Source organism: Nonomuraea sp. NPDC003754 (genome assembly GCF_053605785.1).
Genome location: NZ_JBSGJX010000010.1, coordinates 149,826 through 173,966, shown reverse-complemented (window position 1 = coordinate 173,966; position 24,141 = coordinate 149,826). Strand labels below are relative to the sequence as shown.

At 71.3% G+C, this 24,141-nt stretch carries 22 protein-coding genes; 15 read left to right on the top strand and 7 right to left on the bottom strand.

Annotated features, from left to right (window positions below):
* Positions 1-43: 43 nt before the first annotated feature.
* Genes zwf through tkt form a run of 4 tightly spaced genes read right to left on the bottom strand, consistent with a single transcriptional unit; the run spans position 44 to position 6,439 of the window.
* Entirely contained in the window at positions 44-1,645 is a 1,602-nt protein-coding gene (zwf, locus tag ACWEVS_RS15575; protein ID WP_354907117.1) for a glucose-6-phosphate dehydrogenase, read from the bottom strand.
* A gap of 1 nt (position 1,646) precedes the next feature.
* Complete coding sequence (locus ACWEVS_RS15570) at positions 1,647-3,248, bottom strand: glucose-6-phosphate isomerase (protein WP_354907116.1); 1,602 nt, start codon at positions 3,246-3,248, stop codon at positions 1,647-1,649.
* Positions 3,249-3,250: 2 nt separating this feature from the next.
* Positions 3,251-4,342: a transaldolase gene (gene tal, locus ACWEVS_RS15565; RefSeq protein WP_452417842.1), complete on the bottom strand. Its 1,092-nt coding sequence runs from the start codon at positions 4,340-4,342 to the stop codon at positions 3,251-3,253.
* Between the two features lie 3 nt (positions 4,343-4,345).
* Positions 4,346-6,439 (bottom strand): transketolase, encoded by a 2,094-nt coding sequence (gene tkt, locus ACWEVS_RS15560; protein WP_449925693.1) that lies wholly within the window; start codon positions 6,437-6,439, stop codon positions 4,346-4,348.
* Positions 6,440-6,678: 239 nt separating this feature from the next.
* Here tkt and ACWEVS_RS15555 point away from each other — a divergent pair, with 239 nt between their 5' ends.
* Together ACWEVS_RS15555 and ACWEVS_RS15550 are read left to right on the top strand one after the other, a co-directional pair.
* Entirely contained in the window at positions 6,679-7,638 is a 960-nt protein-coding gene (locus tag ACWEVS_RS15555) for a heme o synthase (protein ID WP_449925691.1), read from the top strand.
* Between the two features lie 53 nt (positions 7,639-7,691).
* Positions 7,692-8,909: a PrsW family intramembrane metalloprotease gene (locus tag ACWEVS_RS15550; RefSeq protein WP_354907112.1), complete on the top strand. Its 1,218-nt coding sequence runs from the start codon at positions 7,692-7,694 to the stop codon at positions 8,907-8,909.
* Here ACWEVS_RS15550 and ACWEVS_RS15545 read toward each other — a convergent pair.
* Both ACWEVS_RS15545 and ACWEVS_RS15540 read right to left on the bottom strand, forming a co-directional pair.
* Entirely contained in the window at positions 8,894-9,589 is a 696-nt protein-coding gene (locus tag ACWEVS_RS15545; protein ID WP_452417843.1) for a SanA/YdcF family protein, read from the bottom strand. The two genes, ACWEVS_RS15550 and ACWEVS_RS15545, sit on opposite strands and share 16 nt — an antisense overlap.
* 72 nt (positions 9,590-9,661) lie before the next feature.
* On the bottom strand, positions 9,662-10,600 hold the full coding sequence (locus tag ACWEVS_RS15540; protein ID WP_449925687.1) for a COX15/CtaA family protein: 939 nt from the start codon (positions 10,598-10,600) through the stop codon (positions 9,662-9,664).
* A gap of 138 nt (positions 10,601-10,738) precedes the next feature.
* Here ACWEVS_RS15540 and ACWEVS_RS15535 point away from each other — a divergent pair, with 138 nt between their 5' ends.
* The 13 genes from ACWEVS_RS15535 to ACWEVS_RS15475 all read left to right on the top strand — a co-directional run bounded on the left by ACWEVS_RS15535 (position 10,739) and on the right by ACWEVS_RS15475 (position 23,104).
* Positions 10,739-11,878, top strand: coding sequence for an NAD(P)/FAD-dependent oxidoreductase (locus ACWEVS_RS15535; RefSeq protein WP_354907109.1), 1,140 nt, complete (start codon positions 10,739-10,741; stop codon positions 11,876-11,878).
* Positions 11,875-12,117 (top strand): (2Fe-2S)-binding protein, encoded by a 243-nt coding sequence (locus ACWEVS_RS15530; RefSeq protein WP_354907108.1) that lies wholly within the window; start codon positions 11,875-11,877, stop codon positions 12,115-12,117. Before ACWEVS_RS15535 ends, ACWEVS_RS15530 begins: the two co-directional genes overlap by 4 nt.
* Positions 12,114-13,523, top strand: a complete 1,410-nt coding sequence (locus ACWEVS_RS15525) for an FAD-dependent oxidoreductase (protein WP_449925682.1) — start codon at positions 12,114-12,116, stop codon at positions 13,521-13,523. Before ACWEVS_RS15530 ends, ACWEVS_RS15525 begins: the two co-directional genes overlap by 4 nt.
* Positions 13,507-14,400, top strand: coding sequence for a dihydrodipicolinate synthase family protein (locus tag ACWEVS_RS15520; RefSeq protein WP_452551985.1), 894 nt, complete (start codon positions 13,507-13,509; stop codon positions 14,398-14,400). The genes ACWEVS_RS15525 and ACWEVS_RS15520 overlap by 17 nt, the downstream gene beginning before the upstream one ends.
* 33 nt (positions 14,401-14,433) lie before the next feature.
* Positions 14,434-15,435, top strand: coding sequence for a proline racemase family protein (locus ACWEVS_RS15515; protein ID WP_354907105.1), 1,002 nt, complete (start codon positions 14,434-14,436; stop codon positions 15,433-15,435).
* Between the two features lie 518 nt (positions 15,436-15,953).
* Positions 15,954-17,096, top strand: coding sequence for a branched-chain amino acid ABC transporter substrate-binding protein (locus tag ACWEVS_RS15510; RefSeq protein WP_449925678.1), 1,143 nt, complete (start codon positions 15,954-15,956; stop codon positions 17,094-17,096).
* Positions 17,093-17,986 carry a branched-chain amino acid ABC transporter permease gene (locus ACWEVS_RS15505; protein ID WP_354907103.1) on the top strand — a complete coding sequence of 298 codons (894 nt, stop codon included), beginning with the start codon at positions 17,093-17,095 and terminating at the stop codon, positions 17,984-17,986. Before ACWEVS_RS15510 ends, ACWEVS_RS15505 begins: the two co-directional genes overlap by 4 nt.
* A complete protein-coding gene (locus ACWEVS_RS15500; RefSeq protein ID WP_354907102.1) occupies positions 17,983-18,960 on the top strand; it encodes a branched-chain amino acid ABC transporter permease in 978 nt (325 codons plus the stop codon). The genes ACWEVS_RS15505 and ACWEVS_RS15500 overlap by 4 nt, the downstream gene beginning before the upstream one ends.
* Complete coding sequence (locus ACWEVS_RS15495; protein WP_354907101.1) at positions 18,957-19,724, top strand: ABC transporter ATP-binding protein; 768 nt, start codon at positions 18,957-18,959, stop codon at positions 19,722-19,724. The genes ACWEVS_RS15500 and ACWEVS_RS15495 overlap by 4 nt, the downstream gene beginning before the upstream one ends.
* Positions 19,717-20,424: an ABC transporter ATP-binding protein gene (locus ACWEVS_RS15490; protein WP_354907100.1), complete on the top strand. Its 708-nt coding sequence runs from the start codon at positions 19,717-19,719 to the stop codon at positions 20,422-20,424. The genes ACWEVS_RS15495 and ACWEVS_RS15490 overlap by 8 nt, the downstream gene beginning before the upstream one ends.
* The gene (locus ACWEVS_RS15485) at positions 20,421-21,383 is read left to right on the top strand and encodes a proline racemase family protein (protein WP_452417845.1); all 963 of its coding nucleotides are present in this window, start codon (positions 20,421-20,423) and stop codon (positions 21,381-21,383) included. Before ACWEVS_RS15490 ends, ACWEVS_RS15485 begins: the two co-directional genes overlap by 4 nt.
* Before the next feature lie 79 nt (positions 21,384-21,462).
* Positions 21,463-22,419, top strand: coding sequence for an ornithine cyclodeaminase family protein (locus ACWEVS_RS15480; RefSeq protein WP_452551983.1), 957 nt, complete (start codon positions 21,463-21,465; stop codon positions 22,417-22,419).
* Positions 22,420-22,429: 10 nt separating this feature from the next.
* Positions 22,430-23,104, top strand: coding sequence for a GntR family transcriptional regulator (locus ACWEVS_RS15475; protein WP_452551982.1), 675 nt, complete (start codon positions 22,430-22,432; stop codon positions 23,102-23,104).
* Between the two features lie 79 nt (positions 23,105-23,183).
* Here the strand turns inward: ACWEVS_RS15475 and ACWEVS_RS15470 are convergent, their stop codons facing one another.
* Positions 23,184-24,101 (bottom strand): EamA family transporter, encoded by a 918-nt coding sequence (locus ACWEVS_RS15470; protein WP_354907096.1) that lies wholly within the window; start codon positions 24,099-24,101, stop codon positions 23,184-23,186.
* Positions 24,102-24,141: the final 40 nt, after the last annotated feature.

Below are 24,141 nucleotides of genomic sequence, written 5' to 3'. Positions count from 1 at the left end.
GAGCCCTCCTTCGCCGGTCTCATGGCATCCCGCCTACGCTCGTTCACAGTCGCCTCCACACCCGGCCGTCACGGGCCATCATCTCGTCCGCCGACGGCGGGCCCCAGGTGCCGGACGGATACGGCTCGGGCTGGCCCTGGGTGGCCCAGTGCTCCTCGATCGGGTCGAGGATCATCCACGACAGCTCCACCTCGCGCTGGTGCGGGAAGAGCGGCGGGTCGCCGATCATCACGTCCAGCAGCAACCGCTCGTACGCCTCGGGCGACGACTCCAGGAACGACTCGCCGTAGGCGAAGTCCATGGACACGTCGCGCACCTCCATCGCGGTGCCCGGCACCTTCGAGCCGAACCGCACGGTGATGCCCTCGTCCGGCTGCACCCTGATGACCAGGGCGTTGTGGCCGAGGATCTCGGTGTCGTCCTTGCTGAAGGGCAGGTGCGGCGCCTTCTGGAAGACGACCGCCACCTCGGTGACGCGGCGGCCCAGCCGCTTGCCCGTGCGCAGGTAGAACGGCACGCCCGCCCAGCGCCTGTTGGCGATCTCCAGCTTGATGGCCGCGTAGGTCTCGGTCGTCGAGGTCGGCGAGATGCCGTCCTCCTCGAGGTATCCGACCACCTTCTCGCCGCCCTGCCAGCCGGCCGCGTACTGGCCGCGCGCGGTGTAGTGGGCCAGGTCGGCGGGCAGCCGTACCGCCTTGAGGACCTTCTCCTTCTCCCTGCGCAGGGAGTTGGCCTCGAAGGAGGTCGGGTCCTCCATCGCCACCAGCGCCAGCAGCTGGAGCAGGTGGTTCTGGATCACGTCGCGGGCCGCGCCGATGCCGTCGTAGTAGCCGGCGCGGCCGGCCAGGCCGATGTCCTCGGCCATGGTGATCTGCACGTGGTCGACGTAGCCGCGGTTCCAGATCGGCTCGTAGAGGTTGTTGGCGAACCTCAGCGCCATGATGTTCTGGACCGTCTCCTTGCCCAGGTAGTGGTCGATCCTGAAGATCGAGCTCTCCGGGAAGGCCTCGGTGGTGATCTCGTTCAGCTCGTGGGCGCTGCGCAGGTCGTGCCCGAACGGCTTCTCGATCACCACGCGCCGCCACGAGCCCTCGGGCGCCTCGGCCAGGCCCGTGCGCTTGAGCTGCTTCACCACGGTGGGGAAGAACTTCGGCGGCACCGACAGGTAGAACGCGTAGTTGCCCCCGGTGCCCCTGGTCTGGTCGATCTCCTTCAACGCCATCGCCAGCGCGTCGAAGGCGCCGTCGTCGGAGAACTCGCCGGGCACGAAGTGGATGCCCTCGGCCAGCTGCTTCCAGACCTCCTCACGGAACGGCGTGCGCGCGTGCTCCTTCACCGCGTCATGGGTGAGCTGCGCGAAATCCTGGTTTGCCCAGTCGCGGCGGGCGAAACCGACGAGGGAGAAACCGGGTGGCAGCAGCCCCCTGTTGCCCAGGTCGTAAATCGCCGGCAGCAGCTTGCGCTTGGCCAGGTCTCCGGTCACGCCGAAAAGTACCAGCACGCATGGGCCCGCGACCCTGGGCAGCCGCTTGTCCCGCAGGTCACGCAGCGGGTTGGCGGCGGCCGCCTCGAGGGTGGTGGCCGTGCTCGCGGCGGCGGCCGCCGCGGTGGCGGCCTCCTCCACGGGCGCTGCCGGATCAGTCATCTCAGACCTCCTGTGCGGCCGCGAGCAGGTGGGCGATTCCCGCTACGCGGTCGGTCAAATGCAGTCGTATGGCGGGCCGTCCTCGCCCGGCGAGGGCCCGCTGGTCGCCCAGTGCCTGGGCGAGCTGCAGCTCACCCAGCGTGTACGGCTTGCCGGGGACCTGGACGTCGGCCGTCACGGCGCCGGTGATCTGCAGGAACACCCCGTTCGGCGGGCCGCCCTTGTGGTACTGCCCCGTCGAGTGCAGGAAGCGGGGGCCCCAGCCGAACGTCACGGGCCGCTCGGTCCGTACGGCCAGCTGCGCCCGCAGCGTGTGGGCGTCGGCCGCCATCCACGCCTCGGTCATCTGCTCGAAGTCGGCGTTCTCGGGCACCGGCGCGTCGAAGGCGGCCAGCCGGTCGAGGTAGGCCATGACGGCCAGGTAGCCGTCGGCGGGGACGGCGTGCAGCAGCTCGGTGAACACCCCCGACAGGTCCTTGGCGTGGGTCTCGCCGTACACCTCGACGGGCCCGTCGACCAGCGCCGGGGCGGCGAGGGCCGGCCCCTCGGCCAGGACGCGCGCGGTGTTGTCCTTCGCCTCGGCCACGTCGGGCTGGTCGAAGGGGTTGACCTCCAGCAGCAGCCCGGCCACGGCAGTGGCGTACTCCCACACCAGGAACTGCGCGCCGAGCGAACCGTCGACCCTGATGTCGCCGTCGTCGGAGGCGATCGTGACGACCAGCTCGTCGCGCGCGCCCGTCGGCTCGGCGACGACCGGCAGGATGCCCTTGCCGTGCTTGCCGGTGGACTCGGCCACCAGCTGCTCGATCCAGTCGGGCAGGCCGTTGATCTCGCTGAGCTGGTCCTCGAGGATCAGCTTGTCCTGCCCGGCCAGGGCGGCGCCGCCGAGCGCGGCGCCCAGCGCGAGGCCGGGATTGCCCTCCACCCGCCCCAGCAGGGGCAGCACGTCCTCGGCCTCGTCGAGCAGGTACTCGACGTCGGCTCCCGCCAGCGCGCTCGGCACCAGGCCGAAGGCCGACAGCGCCGAGTAGCGGCCGCCGACGTCGGGATCGCCCAGGAAGACCGGGTAACCCGCCTCGATCGCGGCCTGCTCAAGGGGCGAGCCGGGGTCGGTGACGACCACGATCCGCCCGGCCGGGTCGATGCCTGCCGCCCGGAAGGCCTCCTCGTAGATCCTGCGGTGGCTGTCGGTCTCGACGGTCGAGCCGCTCTTGCTGGCCACCACCACGATCGTGCGGTCGAGCCGGTCGTCGAGCGCCCGCCGTACCTGCTGGGGGTCGGTGGTGTCGAGGACGGTCAGCGCCACGTCGGCGGTGTTGCAGATGACTTCGGGGGCCAGCGAGGAGCCGCCCATGCCGGCCAGCACCACGTGGTCGAGCTCCTCCGCGCGAGCCCGCTCCACGAGCTTGCCGAGCTCGGGGAGCAGCTCGCGCGAGGTGCGCGGCAGGGTGAGCCAGCCGAGGCGCGCGGCCGCCTCGGCCTCGGCCGCAGGCCCCCACAGAGCGGCGTCGCCCGCCGCGAGGCGGGCGGGCACGCCGGCCAGCCGCTCCGCGACGGAGGCGGCGGCCTCGGCCACCCCCTCCTCGCGGTAGGTCACCTCCATCGTCAGCCGGCCAGCTTCTTCTTGACGCTGTCGAGCAGGTCGTTCCAGGAGGCCTCGAACTTGTCGACGCCTTCGTCCTCCAGCACCTTCACGACGTCGTCGTAGTCGATGCCCGCGTCCTTGAGCGCGGCCATGGTGTTCCAGGCCTGCTCGTAGAAGGGACGGATGGTGTCACCCGTGATGCGGCCGTGGTCGGCGACGGCGTCGAGCGTCTTCTCCGGCATGGTGTTGACCGTGCCGGGGGCCACCAGCTCGTCGACGTACATCGTGTCGGCGTAGTTGGGGTCCTTGACGCCGGTGGAGGCCCACAGCGGGCGCTGCGGGCGGGCGCCCGCGGCGCGCAGCCGCTGCCAGCGCTCGGAGCTCGTGACCTCCTCGAAGGCGGCGTAGGCCAGGCGCGCGTTGGCCACGCCCGCCTTGCCCTTGAGCTCCGGCCTGCCCAGCTTGTCGAGCCGCTTGTCGATCTCGGTGTCGACGCGGCTGACGAAGAAGGAGGCCACCGACTCGATGCCCGCCAGGTCCAGGCCCTTGGCCTGTGCGGCCTCGAGGCCGGCCAGCCAGGCGTCCATGACCGCGCGGTAGCGCTCGAGGGAGAAGATCAGCGTGACGTTGACGCTGATGCCCTCGGAGATCGCCTGCGTGATCGCGGGCAGGCCCTCGACCGTCGCGGGGATCTTGATAAGCAGGTTGGGCCGGTCGACCGCCCACCACAGGAAGCGAGCCTCGGCGACCGTCTTGTCCGTCTCCCGCGCCAGGCGCGGGTCGACCTCGAGCGACACCCGGCCGTCCACGCCGCCCGTGGCGTCGTAGATCGGGCGCAGCACGTCGGCGGCCCAGCGGATGTCGTAGGTGGTGATGGCGCGTACGGCCTCGCCGACGTCGACCCCGCGCACGGCGAGGTCGTGCAGCTGGGCGTCGTAGGCGTCGCCCTTGCTGAGCGCGTTGGCGAAGATCGTCGGGTTGGAGGTCACACCCACGACGCTCTTCTCGCGGATCAGCTGCTCCAGGTTGCCGCTGCGCAGGCGCTCGCGGCTGATGTCATCGAGCCAGATGGAGACGCCCTGGCTCGTGAGCTTCTTCAGGATTTCCGACATTTCCTAGTTTCCCGTCGTCTCGCCCTTGTCGTACCCCAGCTTGGCGAGGCTGGCCTTGGCCGCGGCCGCGACCCGCTCGGCGGTGAGTCCGAACTGCTGGTACAGCGTCCGGTACGGCGCCGACGCGCCGAAGTGCTCAAGGCTGACCACTTCGCCTGCCTCTCCAACGAACTCCCGCCAGCCCAGCGCGATTCCCGCTTCGACGGCGACGCGGGCCTTGACCGTCGGCGGCAGCACCCGCTCCCGGTAAGCGGAATCCTGCCCGTTGAACCATTCGACACACGGCATCGAGACAACCCGCGTCGGAATTCCCTCGGACTCCAGCAAGTCGCGCGCCGCGACGGCGATCTCGACCTCGCTGCCGGTGGCGATCAGCACCGCCTGCGGCTGCCGGGTGGAGGCCTCCCGCAGCACGTAGCCGCCCCTGGCCACGCCCTCGGCGCTGGTGCCCTCGAACACCGGCAGGTTCTGCCGCGTCAGGGCCAGCCCGGCCGGGCGGTCGGTGTGCTTGAGCACCGTCTTCCAGGCCGCCGCGGTCTCGTTGGCGTCGGCGGGCCGGACGATGTCGAGGCCGGGGATGGCACGCAGCGACCACAGGTGCTCGACCGGCTGGTGCGTGGGGCCGTCCTCGCCCAGGCCGATGGAGTCGTGCGTCCAGACGTAGATGACCGGCAGCTTCATCAGCGCCGCCAGCCGTACGGCGGGCCGCATGTAGTCGGAGAACACCAGGAAGGTGCCGCCGTAGGGGCGGGTGCCGCCGTGCAGGGCGATGCCGTTGAGGATGGCGCCCATGCCGTGCTCGCGGATGCCGAAGTGGAGCGTGCGGCCGTAGGGGTTACCGGGGAACTCCTTGGTCTGGTACTCCTCCGGGATGAAGGACGGCTCGCCCTTCATCGTGGTGTTGTTCGACTCGGCCAGGTCGGCCGAGCCGCCCCACAGCTCCGGCAGCACCCTGGCCAGCGCGCCGAGCACCTCGCCCGAGGCCTTGCGGGTCGAGATCGACGCGCCGGTCTCGAAGGTCGGCAGCGCCTGGGCCCAGCCGTTGGGCAGCTCCCGCTCGGAGATGCGGTCGAACTCGGCGGCCCGCTCCGGGTTGGCCTGGCGCCAGTCGACGTAGGACTTCTCCCACTCGGCGTGGGTGGCGCGGCCGCGCTCGGCCACCTGGCGGGCGTGCTCCAGCACCTCGGCGGGCACGTCGAAGGTCCTGGAGGGATCCATCCCGAGGATCGTCTTGGTGGCGGCCACCTCCGCCTCGCCGAGGGCGGCCCCGTGGATCTTGCCGGTGTTCTGCTTGTTGGGCGCCGGCCAGCCGATGATCGTGCGCAGCCTGATGAACGACGGCCGCTCGGTCTCGGCGCGGGTCGCCTCGAGCGCCTCGTGCAGCGCCTTGACGTCCTCGACGTACTCGCCGGTCTGGGTCCAGTCGACGGTCTGGACGTGCCAGCCGTAGGCCTCGTAGCGCCTGACCACGTCCTCCGACAGGGCGATCTGGGTGTCGTCCTCGATGGAGATGTGGTTGGAGTCGAACAGCACCGTCAGGTTGCCCAGCTTCTGGTGCGCGGCCAGGGCGCTGACCTCGTGGCTGATGCCCTCCTCGATGTCGCCCTCGGAGGCGAAGCACCAGATGTGGTGGTCGAAGGGGCTGGTGCCGGGCGCGGCGTCCGGGTCGAACAGGCCGCGCTCGCGGCGGGCGGCCATCGCCATGCCGACCGCGTTGCCGACGCCCTGGCCGAGCGGGCCGGTGGTGGTCTCCACGCCGACGGTGTGGCCGTGCTCGGGGTGACCGGGCGTGCGGCTGCCCCAGCTGCGCAGCCGCTCGATGTCCTCGAGGGTCAGGCCGTAGCCCGACAGGAAGAGCTGGATGTAGAGCGTCAGGCTGGAGTGGCCGCACGACAGGACGAAACGGTCACGGCCCACCCAGGTCGCGTCCGTCGGGTCGTGGCGCATCGTCCGCTGGAAGAGCAGGTACGCCGCCGGCGCAAGGCTCATCGCGGTGCCCGGGTGCCCGGAGCCCGCCTTCTCGACCGCGTCCATGGCCAAAGCTCGGACGACGTCGACCGCCTTCTTGTCGAGGTCGGTCCATTCAAAGGTGCTCAACTGCTCGATCTCCGGAATCTCGTTGTCATGGCGGTGCTGGTGGCTTTTTCCGCCCACACCGACCCTAACTGAGTGGACCTTGGTGAAGAGGACCAACCCGCCCCCCGGTGCCCCCATTGGCCGGACCGGCTCACCCTGCGACTACAGTTTGTTTGTTCGCAAGGACGTCTGGTGCCCGGCGTCCACGGTTCCGCTCTCTTCAGAGGTTACGCGTTGACTCCGCACTCGCTGGAAGCGCCTTGACGGTGCTCACGAACAGGCAATCGCCGGCCGCGGCCCCCGTGGCGGCCGCGGCGCCGCAACGGGGGACGCGCTCCTTCGCCGCGGTCGTCAAGGCGTACGTCGCGCTGACCAAGCCGCGGGTCATCGAGCTGCTCCTGATCACGACGCTGCCGGTCATGTTCCTGGCCGCCGACGGCCTGCCGCCGCTGTGGAAGGCCCTGTCGGTCATGGTGTTCGGCACGCTGTCGGCGGGCAGCGCCAACGCGCTCAACTGCTACATCGACCGCGACATCGACGTGAAGATGCGCCGCACACGCAAGCGGCCGCTGGCCAGGCACCAGGTCACGCCACGCGCCGCGCTCGTCTTCGGCATCGTCCTCGGCGTCCTGTCCGTCGCGGGCATGTGGATCACCACCAACCTGGTGGCGGCGGCGCTCAACCTGTCGGCGATCCTGTTCTACGTCTTCGTCTACTCGATGATCCTCAAGCGGCGCACGTCGCAGAACATCGTGTGGGGCGGCCTGGCCGGCTGCATGCCCGTCGTCATCGGCTGGGCCGGCATCACCGGCGGCCTCGACTGGACGCCGCTGGTCCTGTTCGGCGTGGTGTTCTTCTGGACGCCGCCGCACACCTGGACGCTGGCGATGCGCTACAAGGAGGACTACGCGGCGGCCTCGATCCCCATGCTGCCCGTCGTGGCCACCGAGCGCAGGGTCGTGCTGGAGTCCATCGCCTACACCTGGGCGACGGTGGCCTGCTCGCTGCTGCTGTGGCCGGTGGCGGACACCACGCTGCTCTACCCGATCGTCGCGGTGGTGCTCGGCGCGTTCTGCCTGGTGGAGATCTACCGTCTGCTCGGCCGGCTCAACGCCGGCAAGAGCGGCGTCGACCTGCGGCCGATGCGCTTCTTCCACTGGTCCAACGCCTACCTGGCGCTGCTGTTCCTCGCGGTCGCGATCGATCCGCTGCTGGCCTGACCCGCTCCCCGCGGGGGAAGGACAGCGCCATGGGCATCCGTTACAGTCACCGTATGAAGACCCGTGATCCACGCTGGGTGTTCAAGGACCGGCCGTCCTTCGCGTTGATCGCGGGCCTGGTGCTGGCGGGCATCTGCGCCCTGGTGTCGTTCTCCTTCGATGTGCTCAACGGCGCGCCCGTGCAGTTCCTCGTGGCGCTCGTCCTGGCCATGGCGCCGGTGCCGCTGCTGCTGGCGGCCGTGCTCGCCCTCGACCGGATGGAGCCGGAGCCGCGCAGCAACCTGATCTTCGCCTACGCCTGGGGCGCGGGCATCGCCGTGCTGGTGGCCGGCGTGATCAACTCGCTCAACCTGCACTACATCACCGACACCGTCGGCCTGTCGGCGGCCAGCGCGCGCAACATCGCCGCCACCTTCGGCGCGCCCGTGGTCGAGGAGACCATGAAGGGCCTGGTGCTGCTCGGCCTGCTCAGGTTCAGGCGCGCCGAGCTCGACGGGCCCACCGACGGCGTCATCTACGCCAGCATGGTCGGGCTCGGCTTCGCGATGTCCGAGAACGTCAGCTACTACATCGCCGCCCAGGACCAGCTCGGCGTGCAGGGGCTGGCCGTGACGGTCGTGCTGCGCGGCATCCTGTCGCCGTTCGCCCACCCGCTGTTCACCTCGATGACGGGCGTGGCCGTCGCCTACGCCGCCCGCCGGACGGGTCCCGACCGGGCCCTGGTCATCCTGGCCGGCTGGATCGCCGCCATGCTCCTGCACGGCATGTGGAACGGCCTGGCCTCCTACGGCGGCTTCGCCGGGCTGGTGACCGCCTACCTGGTGCTGATGGTCGTGCTGCTGGTCCTCATCGGGGTGGTGGTCCGCGACCGGCGCCGCATCGTGGCGCTGCTGCAGCGCTACCTTCCGCCCTACGAGCCGACCAGGCTGGTCGACGTGGCCGACATCTACATGCTGTCGGCGCTGTCGCGGCGCAGGCAGGCCCGGCAGTGGGCCAAGGCGCACGGCGGCAAGGAGGGGCTGCGCGCGATGAGCGACTACCAGCTGGCCGCCACCGAGCTGGGGCTGCTGCACGAGCGGGCGGCCCGCCACATCGTCGACGACCAGACCTTCCACGAGGAGCAGCGGGCGCTGCTGGAATGCATGAGCGCGGCCAGGGCGCGGTTCCCGATCCCCGAGCGTCACGCCAGGGCCGCCGCCCAGGGCACCCCGCCGCCCGGCTACGCGCCCGGCGCGCCCGCTCCGTCCAGCGAGGGTCAGTGGCCGCTCTGAGCCTCGTGGAGTGAGGTCTCCCGCGGCCCGGGGAAGACCGGCTTCGTGCCGAGCACGACGTCGCCGAGCGCCTTCGCCGCGGCGAAGAACTCCCGGCCGGCCGAGGCGTAGGTGGTCACCGCCCACTGCCGGGAGGAGTCGTCGCCCACGCCGAAGGTCTCCAGGCCGGCCGTACGGCACAGCGTGACGGCCCGCGGCAGGTGGAAGACCTGCGTGACCACGGTGACGTCCCTCGCGCCGAAGACCTCGCGGGCCCGCACGCAGGAGTCCCAGGTGTCGAAGCCGGCGTAGTCGCGCACGATGACGGCGTCGGGCACGCCCCTGGCCAGCAGGTAGTCGCGCATCGCCGAGGGCTCGTCGTAGTCCTTGCGGCTGTTGTCGCCCGACAGCAGCAGCGCCTTGACCTTGCCCGCCCGGTAGAGCTCGGCGGCGATGTCCAGCCGCTTGGCCAGGAACGGGCTGGGCCGGCCGGAGAAGAGGCCGGCGCCCAGGACCAGCGCGGTGCCGGAGGAGGGCACCTCGTCGAGCCATCCGGGCGGGCCGGCGACCACGCGGCGGTGGTCGCTGCTCAGCCACACCCACGTCAAGGGGGTGATCGCCAGCACGCTCAGCGCCACCGCGACCTGGTAGGCGCGGCGCAGCGCCGTACGGGAGAAGCGGATGTTCCTGGCAAACGGCACGAAAGTCCACCTTCCACCGGTGGGGGAGTGGCGGACTTATCGTGCCATACGCCTCACGTCGGGGGCGGGTGGTCAGTGGGGGAGGGGGACCGGCCGCGCCGGGACACCGGCGGGCAGCTCCTCGCGGACGCGGAGGCTGGTGACCACCCGCAGCGCGCCGATCCACACCAGCGTCGAGCCGAGCACGTGGAGGGCGACGAGGGCGGCGGGCACGGCGAGGAAGTACTGGATGTAGCCGATCGCGCCCTGGGCCAGCTCGATCAGCAGCAACGCGAGCGCCGCCCTGCGGGCCGGCTGGGGCGCGCGGGTGACGTGGAGCGCGAACAGCAGGGCGAAGGTGAGGCCGACGACGACGTAGACGACGTCGGCGTGCAGCCGCGCCACGGCCTCGATGTCGAAGGCGAAGCGGCTGGCCAGCTCGTCGCCCGAGTGGGGGCCGGTGCCCGTGACCACGACGCCGGCCACCAGCAGCACGGCCACGGCGGCCACCAGCACGTTGCCGAGCCTGCGGATGTCGCGGTGCACCACGGTCCTGGCCGGGCCCCGGCCCTCGCGGGAGCGGGCGTAGAGGGCCCAGCAGCCCGCCATCAGGCCGACGGAGATCAGGAAGTGCACGCTGACCGTGACGGGGTGGAGCATGCTGCGCACCACCAGGCCGCCCCACAGCGCCTGGGCGAGGACCCCGGCGGGCTGCAGCCACGCCAGCTTCACCAGGTCGGGGCGGTGCGGCCGCAGCCGCCAGGCTGTCACCAGGCACATGGCGCCCACCGCGAGCACGGCGAAGGTGAACAGCCGGTTGCCGAACTCCACCGACATGTTGAACCAGTTGTGCTCGGGATGCGCGACGGGGATGAAGCTGTCCGGCGTGCACCTGGGCCAGGTCGGGCAGCCGAGCCCGGAGCCCGTGACCCGCACGGCCACGCCCGTGACGGTGATGCCGGCGTTGGCGATCACGCCGAGCAGGGCCCACAGGGTCATGGAGCGGGCGGTCGGCGGCCAGAGAGATTTCACGCCATCGATGGTATGGGGCGGGGTGCGCGGTCCCTCCATCGAGTCGACGCGCAGGTCGGGGTAGTGATCCACTGGAGGGGCCGCTGGACGGCGCTAATAGCTATGTGACATATTACTGACCGGAGGTGAGAGCGGACGATGTCCGACGTGATCGTCATCGGCGCCGGCGTCGTCGGCGCGGCGTGCGCCTACTACGCGGCCGCCGCGGGCATGGACGTGACAGTCCTGGACCGCGGCCCCGTGGCGGGCGGCACCACGGGCGCGGGCGAGGGGAACGTGCTGGTCTCCGACAAGGAGCCGGGCCCCGAGCTCGACCTGGCGCTGCTGTCCAACCGCCTGTGGCGGGAACTGGCCGCGCACGGCGGGTTCGAGTACGAGGCCAAGGGCGGCCTCGTCGTCGCCGAGACCGAGCAGATCCAGCGGCAGCTGGTCGCGCTGGCCGGCAAGCAGGGCGTGGAGCACACGGTGGTGCCCGGCGGCGCGCTGCACGACTACGAGCCGCACCTGGCCCAGGGCCTGGCCGGCGGCGTGTTCTACCCGCAGGACGCCCAGGTGCAGCCCATGCTGGCCGCCGCCCGTCTCATCAGGCACGGCGCCGAGAGCTTCGGGCACGGAGCGCTGCGCCTGCGCACGGGCGTCACCGTCACCGGCTTCCTGCGCGAGGGCGGCGACGGCGGCAGGGTCACGGGCGTGCGCACCGACCACGGCGACATCATCGGCGGCGCGGTGGTCAACGCGGCGGGCACGTGGGGCGGTGAGATCGCCGCCATGGCGGGCATCGAGCTGCCGATCCTGCCCAGGCGCGGATTCATCCTGGTCACCGAGCCCATCGCCGAGCCGCTGATCAGGCACAAGGTCTACACGGCCGCCTACGTGACGAACGTCGCTAGCGACTCGGCCGACCTGGAGACCTCAGGCGTGGTCGAGGGCACGCCGTCGGGCACCGTCCTCATCGGGGCCAGCAGGGAGCGCGTCGGCTTCGACCGCACCATCTCGATCCCCGTGCTGCGCAGGCTGGCCGCCCAGGCCACCGCGCTCTTCCCCGTGCTGCGGGACAAGCGGGTGATCAGGTCCTACTGCGGCTTCCGGCCGTACTGCCCGGACCACCTGCCCGTCATCGGCGCCGACCCGCGCGTGCCCGGCCTGCTGCACGCCTGCGGTCACGAGGGCGCGGGCATCGGACTGGCGCCGGCCACCGGACACCTGCTCGCCCAGCTGCTGGCCGGCGAGCGCACCGACCTCGACCTCACCCCGTTCAGCCCAGGGAGATTCGCGTGAGCTTCGAGATCACCGTCGACGGCAGGCCGGTGAGGGTCACCCCCGGCCAGTCCGTCGGCGCCGCCCTGCACGCGGCCGGGATCACCTCCTGGCGCACCACCAGGCACGGCGGGCGGCCGCGCGGCCTGTTCTGCGGGATCGGGGTGTGCTTCGACTGCCTCGTCACCGTCAACGGACGCGAATCCCAGCGCGCCTGCCTGGTCGAGGCCATGCCGGGAGACGAGGTGACGACCTCATGACCCACGAGACCACCCACGACACCGCTCACGACACCCGTCACGACTCCGGCTACGACGTCGTCGTGATCGGCGGCGGCCCCGCGGGCGTCGCCGGCGCGCTGAGCGCCGCCCAGGCCGGAGCGTCCGTCGTCCTGATCGACGCGGCCGCGCGCCTGGGCGGCCAGTACTTCCGCCACCAGGCGGGCGGGCGGCCCACCGGCCATGGCGCCGACCGGTTCGCCCGGCAGTGCCGTGCCCTGGAGTCCAGGGCCACCCTCCTGCTCGGCCACAAGGTGTGGGCCGTCGAGCAGGACGGCGACGGCTCGATCACCGTCCACTGCCTGGAGGGGCGGGACGAGCGGCCCGTCTCCGTCACCGCCCGCGCCGTGCTCGTCGCCACCGGCGCCCACGACAGGCCGCTGCCCTTCCCCGGATGGGACCTGCCGGGCGTCTTCACCGCCGGTGGCGCGCAGGCGCTGCTCAAGGGCAACGGTGTGACGGCGGGGCGGCGCGTGGTGGTCTCCGGCACCGGGCCCTTCCTGCTGCCCGTGGCCGCGGGGCTGGCCGGGGCGGGCGCCTCGGTCGCCGGGGTCTTCGAGGCCAACGGCCTGTTCGGGCTGGCCCGCCACCCGCTGCTGGCGGCCGGCAAGGCGGGGGAGGCGGTGGGCTACGGGGCCGCGCTGGCCAGGCGGCGCGTGCCGTACCGGACGCGGCACGCGGTCGTGGCCGCGCACGGCACCACCTCCGTCACGCACGTGACGGTCGCCCGCCTGGACCCCGCCTGGCGGATCCTGTCGACCCGTACCGTCGAGTGCGACGCCGTCGCGGCGGGTTACGGCTTCGTCCCGCAGATCGAGCTGGCCGTCCAGCTCGGCTGCGCCACGGCCCACTCGCCCGACGGCAGCCCCGTCGTGGCCGTCGACGCCGCCCAGCGCACCACCGTCGCAGGCGTGTACGCCGCGGGCGAGCCCACCGGCGTCGGCGGCGCCGCCCTGTCGGAGCTGGAGGGCCGCATCGCCGGCCTCACCATCGCCCGCGACCTGACCGCCCCCGGCGGGTCCCTCGACCATGTGCCGGGCGTGCTGCGTCGGCGCGCCGAACGCCTGCGGGCCTTCGGCGAGGCGCTCCAGCACGCCTATCCCGTCCAACCCGGCTGGCAGGACTGGCTGGCCGACGACACCCTCATCTGCCGCTGCGAGGAGGTGCCCCTGGCCGCGGTCCGCGAGGCCATGACGCTGGGGGCGACCGACGCGCGGTCGGTCAAGCTGCTCGCCCGCCCGGGCATGGGCTGGTGCCAGGGCCGCGTCTGCGGCTACGCCGTCTCATGCCTGTCGGGCGAGCCGACCACCCAAGCCCCCCGCCGTCCCATTGCCCAGCCGATCCCCCTCGGCTGTCTGGAGAGGATTGATGATGAGCAACCGCGTTGAGCCTTGGCACGGAATCATGGTCGCCACGGCCCTGCCCCTGCGCGAGGACCTGTCGGTCGACTTCGACGGGTTCGCCGAGCACTGCCGCTGGCTGGTCGAGAACGGCTGTGACGGCGTGGCCGTCAACGGCTCGCTCGGCGAGTACCAGACGCTGACGGCGGAGGAGCGTGCCAAGGCCGTCGAGACGGCGGTGAAGGCCATCGGCGGCCGGAACGTGATGCCCGGCATCGCCGCCTACGGCGCCGCCGAGTCGCGCCGGTGGGCCGAGCAGGCGCGTGAGGCCGGCTGCGAGAGCGTGATGCTGCTGCCGCCCAACGCCTACCGGGCCGACGAGCGGATCGTGATCGACCACTACCGGGAGGTCGCCAAGGCCGGCCTGCCGATCGTGGCCTACAACAACCCCTACGACACCAAGGTCGACCTCACGCCCGCGCTGCTGGCGAAGCTGTTCGACGAGGGCCTGATCGTGGGCGTCAAGGAGTTCACCGGCGACGTGCGGCGCGCCTACGAGATCGCCGAGCTCGCGCCGGAGCTCGACGTGCTCATCGGCTCCGACGACGTGGTGCTCGAGCTGGCGCTGGCCGGCGCGAAGGGCTGGGTCGCCGGCTACCCCAACGCGCTGCCCGTCGCCAGCGTCGCCCTCTACCGCGCCGCCATGGCCCACGACCTGGAGACCGCGCTGCCGCTGTACCGCCAGCTGCACCCGCTGCTGCGCTGGGACTCCAAGACCGAGTTCGTGCAGGCCATCAAGCTGTCCATGGACGTGGCGGGCCGCCACGGCGGTCCCTGCAGGGCGCCCAGGCTGCCGCTGACCGACGAGCAGGCCGCCGTGATCAGGGCCGCCACCGAAAAGGCGCTCGCCGAGGGCCTGCGCTGAGAGAGAAGGTGCGATGAGAGAGGCTGGACCACCATGAGATCCAAGCGCGTCTTCCACGCCGTCGACTCCCACACCGAGGGCATGCCGACCAGGGTCATCGTCGGCGGCGTCGGCGTGATCCCCGGCAACAGCATGGCCGAGCGGCGCGTGTACTTCCGCGAGCATCTCGACCCGATCAAGCAGCTGCTGATGAACGAGCCGCGCGGCCACTCGGCCATGAGTGGCGCCATCCTGCAGCCGCCCACCAGGCCCGACGCGGACTGGGGGGTGCTGTTCATCGAGGTCTCCGGCTACCTGCCGATGTGCGGCCACGGCACGATCGGCGTGGCCACCGTGCTGGTGGAGACGGGGATGGTGGAGGTCGTCGAACCGGTGACCACCGTCCGCCTCGAGGTGCCCGCGGGCCTGGTCGTCGTGGACGTGGCCGTCAAGGACGGCGCCGCCGAGTCGGTGACGCTGCGCAACGTGCCGGCCTACAGCGAACGGCTGGACGCGGTGGTGGAGGTACCTGGCTTCGGCGAGGTCCGCTACGACCTGGCCTACGGCGGCAACTTCTACGCCGTCGTCGACCTCGACTCCTACAAGCTGCCCTTCGACCGGGCCGCGAAGAACGAGATCCTGGCCGCGGGCCTGGCCACGATGGCGGCGATCAACGAGTCCGACGAGCCGGTGCACCGGGAGGACGACCGGATCAGGGGCTGCCACCACGTGTACTTCGCGGCTCCCGGCTCGACGGCCGCCCACTCCAGGCACGCCATGGCGATCTACCCCGGCTGGTTCGACCGGTCGCCGTGCGGTACCGGTACCAGCGCCAGGATGGCCCAGCTGCACGCCAGAGGCGAGCTGGCGCTGGGCGCCGACTTCGTCAACGAGTCCTTCATCGGCACGCGCTTCGTGGGGCGGCTGGTGGAGGAGACGAGCGTCGGCGGGCGGCCCGCCGTGGTGCCGACCATCACCGGCAGAGCGTGGGTCACCGGGACCGCGCAGTACTTCCTCGACCCTCGTGACCCGTTCCCCGAGGGTTTCATCCTCTGACGCGCCCGCCGCGCCGCTTCCCGGTGGGGGGAGCGGCGCCACGCGCCCTTCGCCCGTTTCCGCAGGGGAGCGGCGTCGCGCGGCCTTCCGCCCGGTTTCCGCCCGGGTGGCGTCGCGTGGCCTTGCGCCCGGTTTCCGCCCGGGGCGGCGCCACGCGGCCTTCCGCCCGGATTCCAGCCGGGGTGGCGTCGCGCGGCCTTGCGCCCGGTTTCCGCCCGGGTGGCGTCGCGTGGCCTTCCGCCCGATTTTCGGCCGGGAGCGGTACCGCGCGCCCTTTCCGTCCCGCTGCGCGTGTGGCCGGGGCGCGGCCTTCCCGCGGCGGTCAGCCGTACAACTGAAAGGCGGTTTCGGCGCGCCCGAAATCACCGCCTCTTCGATGTGAGGTCCGGGATGCACACCGCGATCTCTCTTGACGTTCCACCTGCGTGTTAGGACGCTAACGGTCTGGTCTCGGCGCTTGACCTGCCCCTGAGCGCGTCGGTGTGATGTCACACATCACTCACGTGAGGAGAGTCTCAATGCGCAAGACGCACGTCGTCTCCCTGGTCGCGACCGCAATGATGCTGGCGGGTTGCGGACAGGGCCTCCTTGGCGATGGAGGTGGCGCCCAGCAGGAGGCCAAGGGCCCCATCCGCCTGGGCATGCTCGTCCCCCAGTCGGGCAGCGAGGCCGCGATCGGCCCCTACATGACCAACGCGGCCCAGCTCGCCATCGACGAGATCAACGCCAAGGGTGGCGTCCTCGGCCGGCAGCTCGAGCTCAAGGCCGCCGACGACGCCTGTGACGCCCAGACGGCCGTCGCCGCCGCCAACAAGGTGGTCACCGAGGGCGTCGAGGTGTCCATCGGCGGCTACTGCTCTGGCGCCACGCTGCCCACGCTGCCGGTGTTCGGCAAGTCGAACATACCCATGATCATCCCTGCCGCCAACTCGCAGGAACTGGTCGACCAGAAGCTCAAGCACGTCTTCCTGATCAACGGCACCGGCACCCAGCAGGCCGAGTCGGCCAGCCAGTGGATCACCAAGCAGGGTGCCACCAGGGTCGCGCTGATGCACGACAACACCAGCTACTCCAAGGACATCGCGGTCCGCACCCAGCCGCTGCTGGGCGACAAGGCGGTCATCACCGAGGCGGTCACGCCCAAGGAGAGCGACTACAGCGCCAACATCCACAACGTCCTGGAGAAGAAGCCCGACTTCGTCTACTGGACGGGCTACTTCCAGGAGGGCGGCCTGATCACCAGGCAGCTGCGCCAGGCGGGCTACAAGGGCGCGATCATGGTCGCCGACGGTTCGGTCTCCGCCAAGCTCGGCGAGATCGCCGGCGCCGAGGCCGAGGGCGTCTTCGCCACCATGACCCCGATCCCCGACACGCTGCCCAACGCCAAGGGCTGGATCGACAACTACACCAAGAAGTTCGGGTCCGCTCCCGGCCCCTACTCCAACCAGGCCTACGACGCCGTGCGCCTGGCCGCCGAGGCGATCACCAAGGCGGGCTCCACCGACGGCGCCAAGGTCATCACCGCGCTCGAGGGCATCAACGGGTTCCAGATGTTCTCCGGCCCGCTGAAGTTCACCCCCGAGCACACCCTGTCCACCGGCGGTTTCCAGATCCTCGTGTGGAAGGGTGACAAGTTCGCCCTACAGGATGCTCTCTCATGACACAGCTCGTCTGGAACGGCCTGTTCGTCGGCTCGTTCTACGCTCTGGTGGCGCTGGGCTACAGCATGGTCTACGGCATCATCAAGCTGCTCAACTTCGCCCACGGTGACCTCTACATGCTCGGCGCGTTCAGCGGCTTCGCCGTCCTGTCCGCGCTGGGCGGGGTCTCCGCGGCGATGACGCTGCCGGTGCTGCTGGCCGTCCTGCTGCTGACCATGGTGAGCACCGGCCTGGCGGGCGTGGTCCTGGAGCGGGTGGCCTACCGCCCGCTCCGCGGCGCCCCCCGCCTGTCGCTGCTCATCACCGCCGTCGGCGCGTCCTTCGCCATCGAGTACGGCATGCGGGCCGTCTCCGGTCCCGACCCCCGGGTCTACCCCGTCCGGCTCAGCGGCACCACGCTGGAGGTGTTCGGCGCCCGGCTCACCCTGCAGCAGCTCGTGCTCATCGGGGTCGCCGTGGTCCTCATGGTCGGCCTCAACCTGCTGGTGACCAAGACGCGCGAGGGCAGGGCCATGCGGGCCATCGCCCTCGACCCGAGCACCAGCTCGCTGATGGGCATCGACGTCAACGCCGTCATCTCCAGGACCTTCTTCCTGGGCTCGGCCCTGGCCGGCGCCGCCGGCGTGATGGCCGGCGCGTACTACGGGAAGATCGACTTCCTGATGGGCTTCCTCATCGGGCTGAAGGCCTTCACCGCGGCCGTCATCGGCGGCATCGGCAACATCCCCGGCACCATGCTCGGCGGCCTCGTGCTCGGCCTGCTGGAGTCGTTCGGCACCTACTGGCTCGGGGGTGAGTGGCGTGACGTGTTCGCCTTCGGCGTGCTGATCCTGTTCCTGACCGTGAGACCCACCGGTCTGCTCGGCGAACGTGTGACGGAGCGGGTGTGAACCAGACCAAAGCCCCCGAAGCCCCTCGCAAGATCGGCGCCAAGCAACCGCAGACGCGCCTGTCCAAGCTGTTCGACAACCGCTGGGTCGGCCTGGCGGGCCTGCTGATCGCGTTGCTCGTGCCGTTCGTCAACGCGACCGACTACACGATGTCCATCATGACCACGGCCGCCATCTTCGTGATGCTGGCCTCGGGACTGAACATCGTGGTCGGGTTCACCGGCCTGCTCGACCTGGGCTACGCCGCCTTCTTCGCGGTGGGCGCCTACACCAGCGGCATCCTGTCGACCCGGTTCGACCTGCCGCTGGTCGCCACCGTGCCCGCCGTCATCGTGGTCACCGTCATCGCCGGCGTCATCATCGGCGCGCCGACGCTGCGGCTGCGCAGCGACTACCTGGCCATCGTCACGCTGGGCTTCGGCGAGATCATCCGTATCACCGCCAACAACCTGCCCATCACCGGCGGCCCCTCGGGCATCTACGGCATCCCCGGTCTGACCGACGGACCGGTGAGCCTGTACTTCGTCACGGTGCTGATCGTCGCGATCGCCGTGATCGGCGCCTCCCGCCTGGGCAGGTCACGGCTCGGCCGGGCCATGCGCTTCGTGCGCGAGGACGAGGACGCCGCCGAGGCGACCGGCGTGCACACCTACCGGGTCAAGCTGGCCGCCTACATCGCGGGCGCGGTGTGGGGCGGGCTGGCGGGCGTGCTGTTCGCCGGCCAGGTGTCGGCCATCTCGCCCAACAGCTTCACCTTCCTGTACTCGGCGACGGTCCTGATGGCCGTGGTGCTCGGCGGCATGGGCTCGGTGCCCGGCGTCGTGCTCGGCGCGATCATCATCAGCCTGCTGCCCGAGCTGCTGCGCGACGCCGCCGACTACCGGTTCTTCATCTTCGGCGTGCTGCTGATCATCGTGATGATCGTCCGGCCGCAGGGTCTGTGGCCCGCCCGTTCGAGGGAGGCGCTCAAGTGACACTCCTCCAGGTGAGCGAGCTGCGCCTGGCCTTCGGCGGCCTGGTGGCCATCGACGGGCTCAGTTTCTCGGTGAACGAGGCCGAGATCGTCTCGGTCATCGGCCCGAACGGTGCCGGCAAGACCTCCGCCTTCAACTGCGTGACCGGCTTCTACCGGCCCACGGCCGGCCAGATCACCTTCGACGGGCGTTCGCTGCTGGGCCTGCGGCCCTCGGCCGTGGCGGGGGCGGGCATCAGCCGTACCTTCCAGAACCTGCGGCTGTTCGGCGAGCTGTCGGTGCTGGAGAACGTCCGCGCGGGCAGCCACCTGTGGCTCAAGCAGAACGTGTTCGACGCGCTGCTGCACACCCCGCGCTACCGCCGCACCGAGCGCGAGTGCACCGACGCGGCCAACCACTGGCTCGACTTCGTGGGCCTGCGCGGCGACCGCTACTCGGCCGCCCGCAACCTGCCCTACGGCGAGCAGCGCCGCGTCGAGATCGCCCGTGCCCTCGCCCGCAAGCCGCGCCTGCTGCTGCTCGACGAGCCCGCCGCCGGTCTCAACCACGCCGAGAAGGCCGAGATGCTCGACCTGATCAGGCGTATCCGCGAGCTGGGCATCGCGATCGTGCTGATCGAGCACGACATGGGCCTGGTCATGCAGGTCTCCGAACGCATCGTGGTCCTCAACTTCGGCAAGGAGATCGCCGACGGCCGCCCCGAAGAGGTGCGCCGCGACCCCGCCGTCATCGAGGCCTACCTGGGGAGCGACGCCCATGCTTGAGATCAGCGACCTCGACGTCCACTACGACGGCGTGCACGCGCTGCGCGGCCTGTCGCTGACCGTCGGCGAGGGCGAGATCGTCACCCTGCTCGGCAACAACGGCGCGGGCAAGACGACCACCATGTCGGCCATCTCGGGCCTGGTACGGCCCAGCGGCGGCAAGGTCGTCTTCGAGGGCCAGGACATCACCGGCGTGGCCGCGCACAAGATCACCAACCTCGGCCTGGTCCACTGCCCCGAGGGGCGCAGGGTCTTCAGCACCCTGACCGTGCACGACAATCTGCTGCTCGGCGGCTACCTCGTGCGCGACCAGGCGGAGATCAGGCGGCGGGTCGACCACGTGTACAGCCTGCTGCCCCGTCTGGCCGAGCGTCGCGCCCAGCAGGGCGGCACGCTGTCCGGCGGCGAGCAGCAGATGCTCGCCATCGGCCGCGCGCTGGTGACCGGGCCGCGCCTGCTGCTGCTCGACGAGCCGTCCATGGGCCTGGCGCCGCTGATCGTCGCCCAGGTCATGGACCTCATCGCCGACATCAACGCCTCCGGCACCGCCGTGCTGCTCGTCGAGCAGAACGCCTCAGCCGCGCTGAAGATCGCGCACCGGGGTTACGTGCTGGAGAGCGGACAAGGGACGCTGTCGGGCAGCGCGGACGCGCTCCGCTCCGACCCGCGCGTCGTCGAGGCCTACCTGGGAGGGGCATGATCCAGACCATCGACTACCACACCGGCGGCGAGCCGTTCAGGATCGTCGTCGGCGGGGTCGGCGAGATCAAGGGCTCGTCCGTCCTCGAACGCCGTGCCACGGCCTTCGCGGACGAGGAGATCGACAGGGTGCGGCGGCTGCTGTGCCACGAGCCGCGCGGGCACGCCGACATGTACGGCTGCTTCCTGGTGCCGCCTGACTCTCCCGGCGCCGACCTGGGCGTGCTGTTCTGGCACAAGGACGGCTACTCCACCGCCTGCGGGCACGGGACGATCGCGCTCGGCGTGCACGCCGTCCAGGAGGGGCTGGTCGAGGCCGACCCCGACGGCACCACCGACGTGGTCATCGACGTGCCCTCCGGGAGGGTGACGGCCAGGGTGGCCATGACCGGCGGTGAGATCACCTCGGTGACCTTCAGGAACGTCCCGTCCTACGTGATCGCCCGGTCCGTGCCCGCGGACGGCGTCCAGGTCGACGTGTCGTACGGCGGGGCCATCTACGCCTCGCTGCCCGCCGCCTCGCTGGGGCTGTCGGTGCGGCCCGAGGACCTGACCGAGCTGATCGCCCACGGGCGGCGGATCAAGGCGGCGCTCGCCGACCACCCCGCCGCCAGGCACCCGTCGGACGAGCGGCTGTCGGGCATCTACGGCGTGATCTTCTACGACGAGGTCGGGCCCGCCCACCAGCGCAACGTCACCGTCTTCGCCGACGGGGAGGTGGACCGGTCGCCGTGCGGCTCGGGCACCGCGGCCAGGCTGGCGCTGCTGGCCGAGGAACTGCCGGCCGGGTTCACGCTCACGCACGACAGCATCGTCGGCTCGTCGTTCCGCGCCTGGGTGGCCGAATCCACCCCGGAAGGCGTGATTCCGGAGATCGAGGGCATGGCCTACCGTACCGGGCGGCACAGCTTCGAACTCGATCCGCGGGACCCGATCGGAACGGGGTTCACGCTGCGATGAGCCGCCTCGCGAGCATGTCGGCCGGGGCTGGATCCGCGCCTCCGGTCCCGGCCGGCCACCCTCTGGCCGGAGCGCGCCGATGAGCGGCCTGCCGTACATCGAGGACCTGGAGAGGCTGGTGCCGATGGCACGGGCCGTCGCGGTCCTGGAAGAGACGCTGGTCTCGGGGTTCGACCCCGAGACCGCGCCCGCCCGTGCCGCCGTGCCGGCCGGGCAGGGGGAGTTCCTGCTCATGCCCGCCTCGGCGGGCCGGTACGCGGGCGTCAAGGTGGTCACCGTCGCGCCGGGCAACCCCGCCCGCGGGCTGCCCCGCATCCAGGGCACCTACCTGCTGTTCGACGGCGACACCATGGCGCCGCTGGCGGCCATGGACGGCCTGGCGCTCACCGCGCTGCGCACGCCCGCCGTCTCCGCCCTCGCCGTCAGGCATCTGGCGCCGCCCGACGCCCGCAGCCTGCTGGTGTACGGCACCGGGCCGCAGGCGTGGGGCCACGTGCGGGCGCTGCGCGAGGTGCGTCCCGTGGACAGGGTCACGATCGTCGGCCGGGACCACGAGCGGGCCGCCGCGCTGGCCCTGCGCTGCGCCGACATCGGCGTGGCCGCCTCGGCCGCCGTCGGCGCGCCGCCGTCCGACGCGCTGGTGCCGCTCGAGCAGGCCGACCTGGTCGCCTGCTGTACCACCGCCAGGGATCCCTTGTTCCCCGGTAAGCTCACCGGCAACAACGTCACCGTGACTGCCGTCGGGTCGCACGAGCCCGACGCCAGAGAGATCGACGATGATCTCGTCGCCCGCGCCACCCTGGTCGTCGAGGCGAGGAAGGCGGCATTGTCCGAGGCTGGAGATGTGATCCTCCCTTTGCGCGGCGGTACGATCACCAGTGGTCATCTCGCCGGCAACCTCGCCGACCTGGTCAACGGTCGCGTCGACGTGGGCGAGGGGCCGCGGGTCTTCAAAAGTGTCGGCATGGCGTGGGAGGACCTGGTGGTCGCGGCGGCCGCATACGAGGCGTGGGCTCACATGAACGGACGAAAGTAGGGAAGCCGGGATGGCTGCGGAGGATCGGCTCGACCTTCCGATGGTGGGAGAGCGGCAGAGCCTGCGCGAGCAGGTCGCGCACGCGTTGCGCGCCGCGCTCGTCACCGGCGAGATGCGCCCTGGCGTGGTCTACTCCGCGCCCGTGCTCGCCGCCCAGTTCGGCGTCTCGGCCACGCCGGTCCGCGAGGCCATGCTCGACCTGGCCAAGGAGGGCCTGGTCGAGGCGGTGCGCAACAAGGGCTTCCGGGTCACGGAGCTGTCCGACCGCGACCTCGACGAGCTGACCGAGATCCGCCAGCTGATCGAGGTGCCGACGATCGCCCGGCTGGCCGACGCGTCGAGGGCCGAGGAGTTCGAGCGGCTGCGGCCGATCGCCCAGCAGATCGTCGACGCCGCCGAGCGCGCCGACCTGCTCGCCTACATCGACGCCGACCTGCGCTTCCACATCGAGCTGCTGTCGCTGTCGGGCAACGCGCACCTGGTCGAGGTGGTGCGCGACCTGCGCAACAGGGCCAGGCTGTACGGGTTGTCGCAGCTGTCGGAGCGCGGCATGCTGCCCGACTCGGCGCGCGAGCACCTGGCGCTGCTCGACGCGCTCAAGGCGGGCGACAGGCAGGCGGCCGAGCGCATCATGGGCGAGCACATCCACCACGTCCGCGACATCTGGGCCGAGCCCCCGACCTGAGCCCCGCGAGGCTTCGGGTCCGCCGCAAGACGAAAGCCGCTCATCCCAGGTCACCGGGTGAGCGGCTGTCTCGCGGAGGTCAGGCCCTGGCGGCGCGGGTGGCGCCCAGGCTGGCGGCCACGATGCAGATGATGGCCGCCCACTGCTGCACGTGCAGGATCTCGCCCAGCAGCACCAGCCCGATCATCGCCGCCACCGCGGGCTCCAGGCTCATCAGGATGCCGAACACGTGCTTGGGCATCCGCCGCAGCGCCTGCAGCTCGAGCGAGTAGGGGATCACCGACGACAGCAGCCCCACCCCGAGCCCGATGAGGATCACCGAGGGCTGCAGCAGGTCGGCGCCGCCCGTCATCACGCCCACCGGCGCGATGGCCACCGCCGAGACGATCATGGCGAACGACAGCCCCGTGGTCCCGGGGAACCGGCTGCCCGCGGCGGCCGACAGCAGGATGTAGGCCGCCCAGCAGACCCCCGCCACCAGCGCGAAGCCGATGCCCAGCCAGCTGACGGCGGCAGACTCGGTCCAGGGCGCGATGAGCGCGATGCCCACCGCGGCCAGCAGCGCCCACAGCAGGTCGAGGCGCCGGCGCGAAGCGGCGATGGCCACGCCGAGCGGGCCGAGGAACTCGATCGCCACCGCGATGCCGATCGGCAGCCTGGCCAGCGCCTCGTAGAACGACAGGTTCATCACGGCCAGCGTGAGGCCGAAGCCGATGCCGACCGCCCAGTCACGCCACGACAGCCCCTTGAGCTTCGGCCGCGCGAACGCACCCAGGATCAGCGCGCCCGCCACGATGCGCATGAACACCACGGCGGCCGGAGGCAGCGCCGCGAACAGCTCCTTGGCGAAGCCCGCGCCCAGCTGCACCGAGACGATGGCCAGCATGATCAACCCCGACGGCGGCATCGAGTCGGCGGCCGTGCGGAACAGACCGCCCGTGCGCGGCAGGGCTGACTTGAAGCGGTCGGCGGGCCCGTCAAGGGCAAAGGCGGTCAACAGGGCTCCTCGGGGAGAAAACGTACGGCAAGCCCCGAGC

Bases quoted from the DNA above. Each gene is read 5' to 3' on its own strand.
- ACWEVS_RS15475 (WP_452551982.1), top strand. From the start codon at position 22,430: ATGGCTGCGGAGGATCGGCTCGACCTTCCGATGGTGGGAGAGCGGCAG.
- tal (WP_452417842.1), bottom strand. From the start codon at position 4,342: ATGTCGGAAATCCTGAAGAAGCTCACGAGCCAGGGCGTCTCCATCTGG.
- zwf (WP_354907117.1), bottom strand. From the start codon at position 1,645: ATGACTGATCCGGCAGCGCCCGTGGAGGAGGCCGCCACCGCGGCGGCC.
- ACWEVS_RS15570 (WP_354907116.1), bottom strand. From the start codon at position 3,248: ATGGAGGTGACCTACCGCGAGGAGGGGGTGGCCGAGGCCGCCGCCTCC.
- ACWEVS_RS15485 (WP_452417845.1), top strand. From the start codon at position 20,421: ATGATCCAGACCATCGACTACCACACCGGCGGCGAGCCGTTCAGGATC.
- ACWEVS_RS15525 (WP_449925682.1), top strand. From the start codon at position 12,114: ATGACCCACGAGACCACCCACGACACCGCTCACGACACCCGTCACGAC.
- ACWEVS_RS15510 (WP_449925678.1), top strand. From the start codon at position 15,954: ATGCGCAAGACGCACGTCGTCTCCCTGGTCGCGACCGCAATGATGCTG.
- ACWEVS_RS15520 (WP_452551985.1), top strand. From the start codon at position 13,507: ATGAGCAACCGCGTTGAGCCTTGGCACGGAATCATGGTCGCCACGGCC.
- ACWEVS_RS15515 (WP_354907105.1), top strand. From the start codon at position 14,434: ATGAGATCCAAGCGCGTCTTCCACGCCGTCGACTCCCACACCGAGGGC.
- ACWEVS_RS15480 (WP_452551983.1), top strand. From the start codon at position 21,463: ATGAGCGGCCTGCCGTACATCGAGGACCTGGAGAGGCTGGTGCCGATG.
- ACWEVS_RS15505 (WP_354907103.1), top strand. From the start codon at position 17,093: ATGACACAGCTCGTCTGGAACGGCCTGTTCGTCGGCTCGTTCTACGCT.
- ACWEVS_RS15490 (WP_354907100.1), top strand. From the start codon at position 19,717: ATGCTTGAGATCAGCGACCTCGACGTCCACTACGACGGCGTGCACGCG.
- ACWEVS_RS15550 (WP_354907112.1), top strand. From the start codon at position 7,692: ATGAAGACCCGTGATCCACGCTGGGTGTTCAAGGACCGGCCGTCCTTC.
- ACWEVS_RS15535 (WP_354907109.1), top strand. From the start codon at position 10,739: ATGTCCGACGTGATCGTCATCGGCGCCGGCGTCGTCGGCGCGGCGTGC.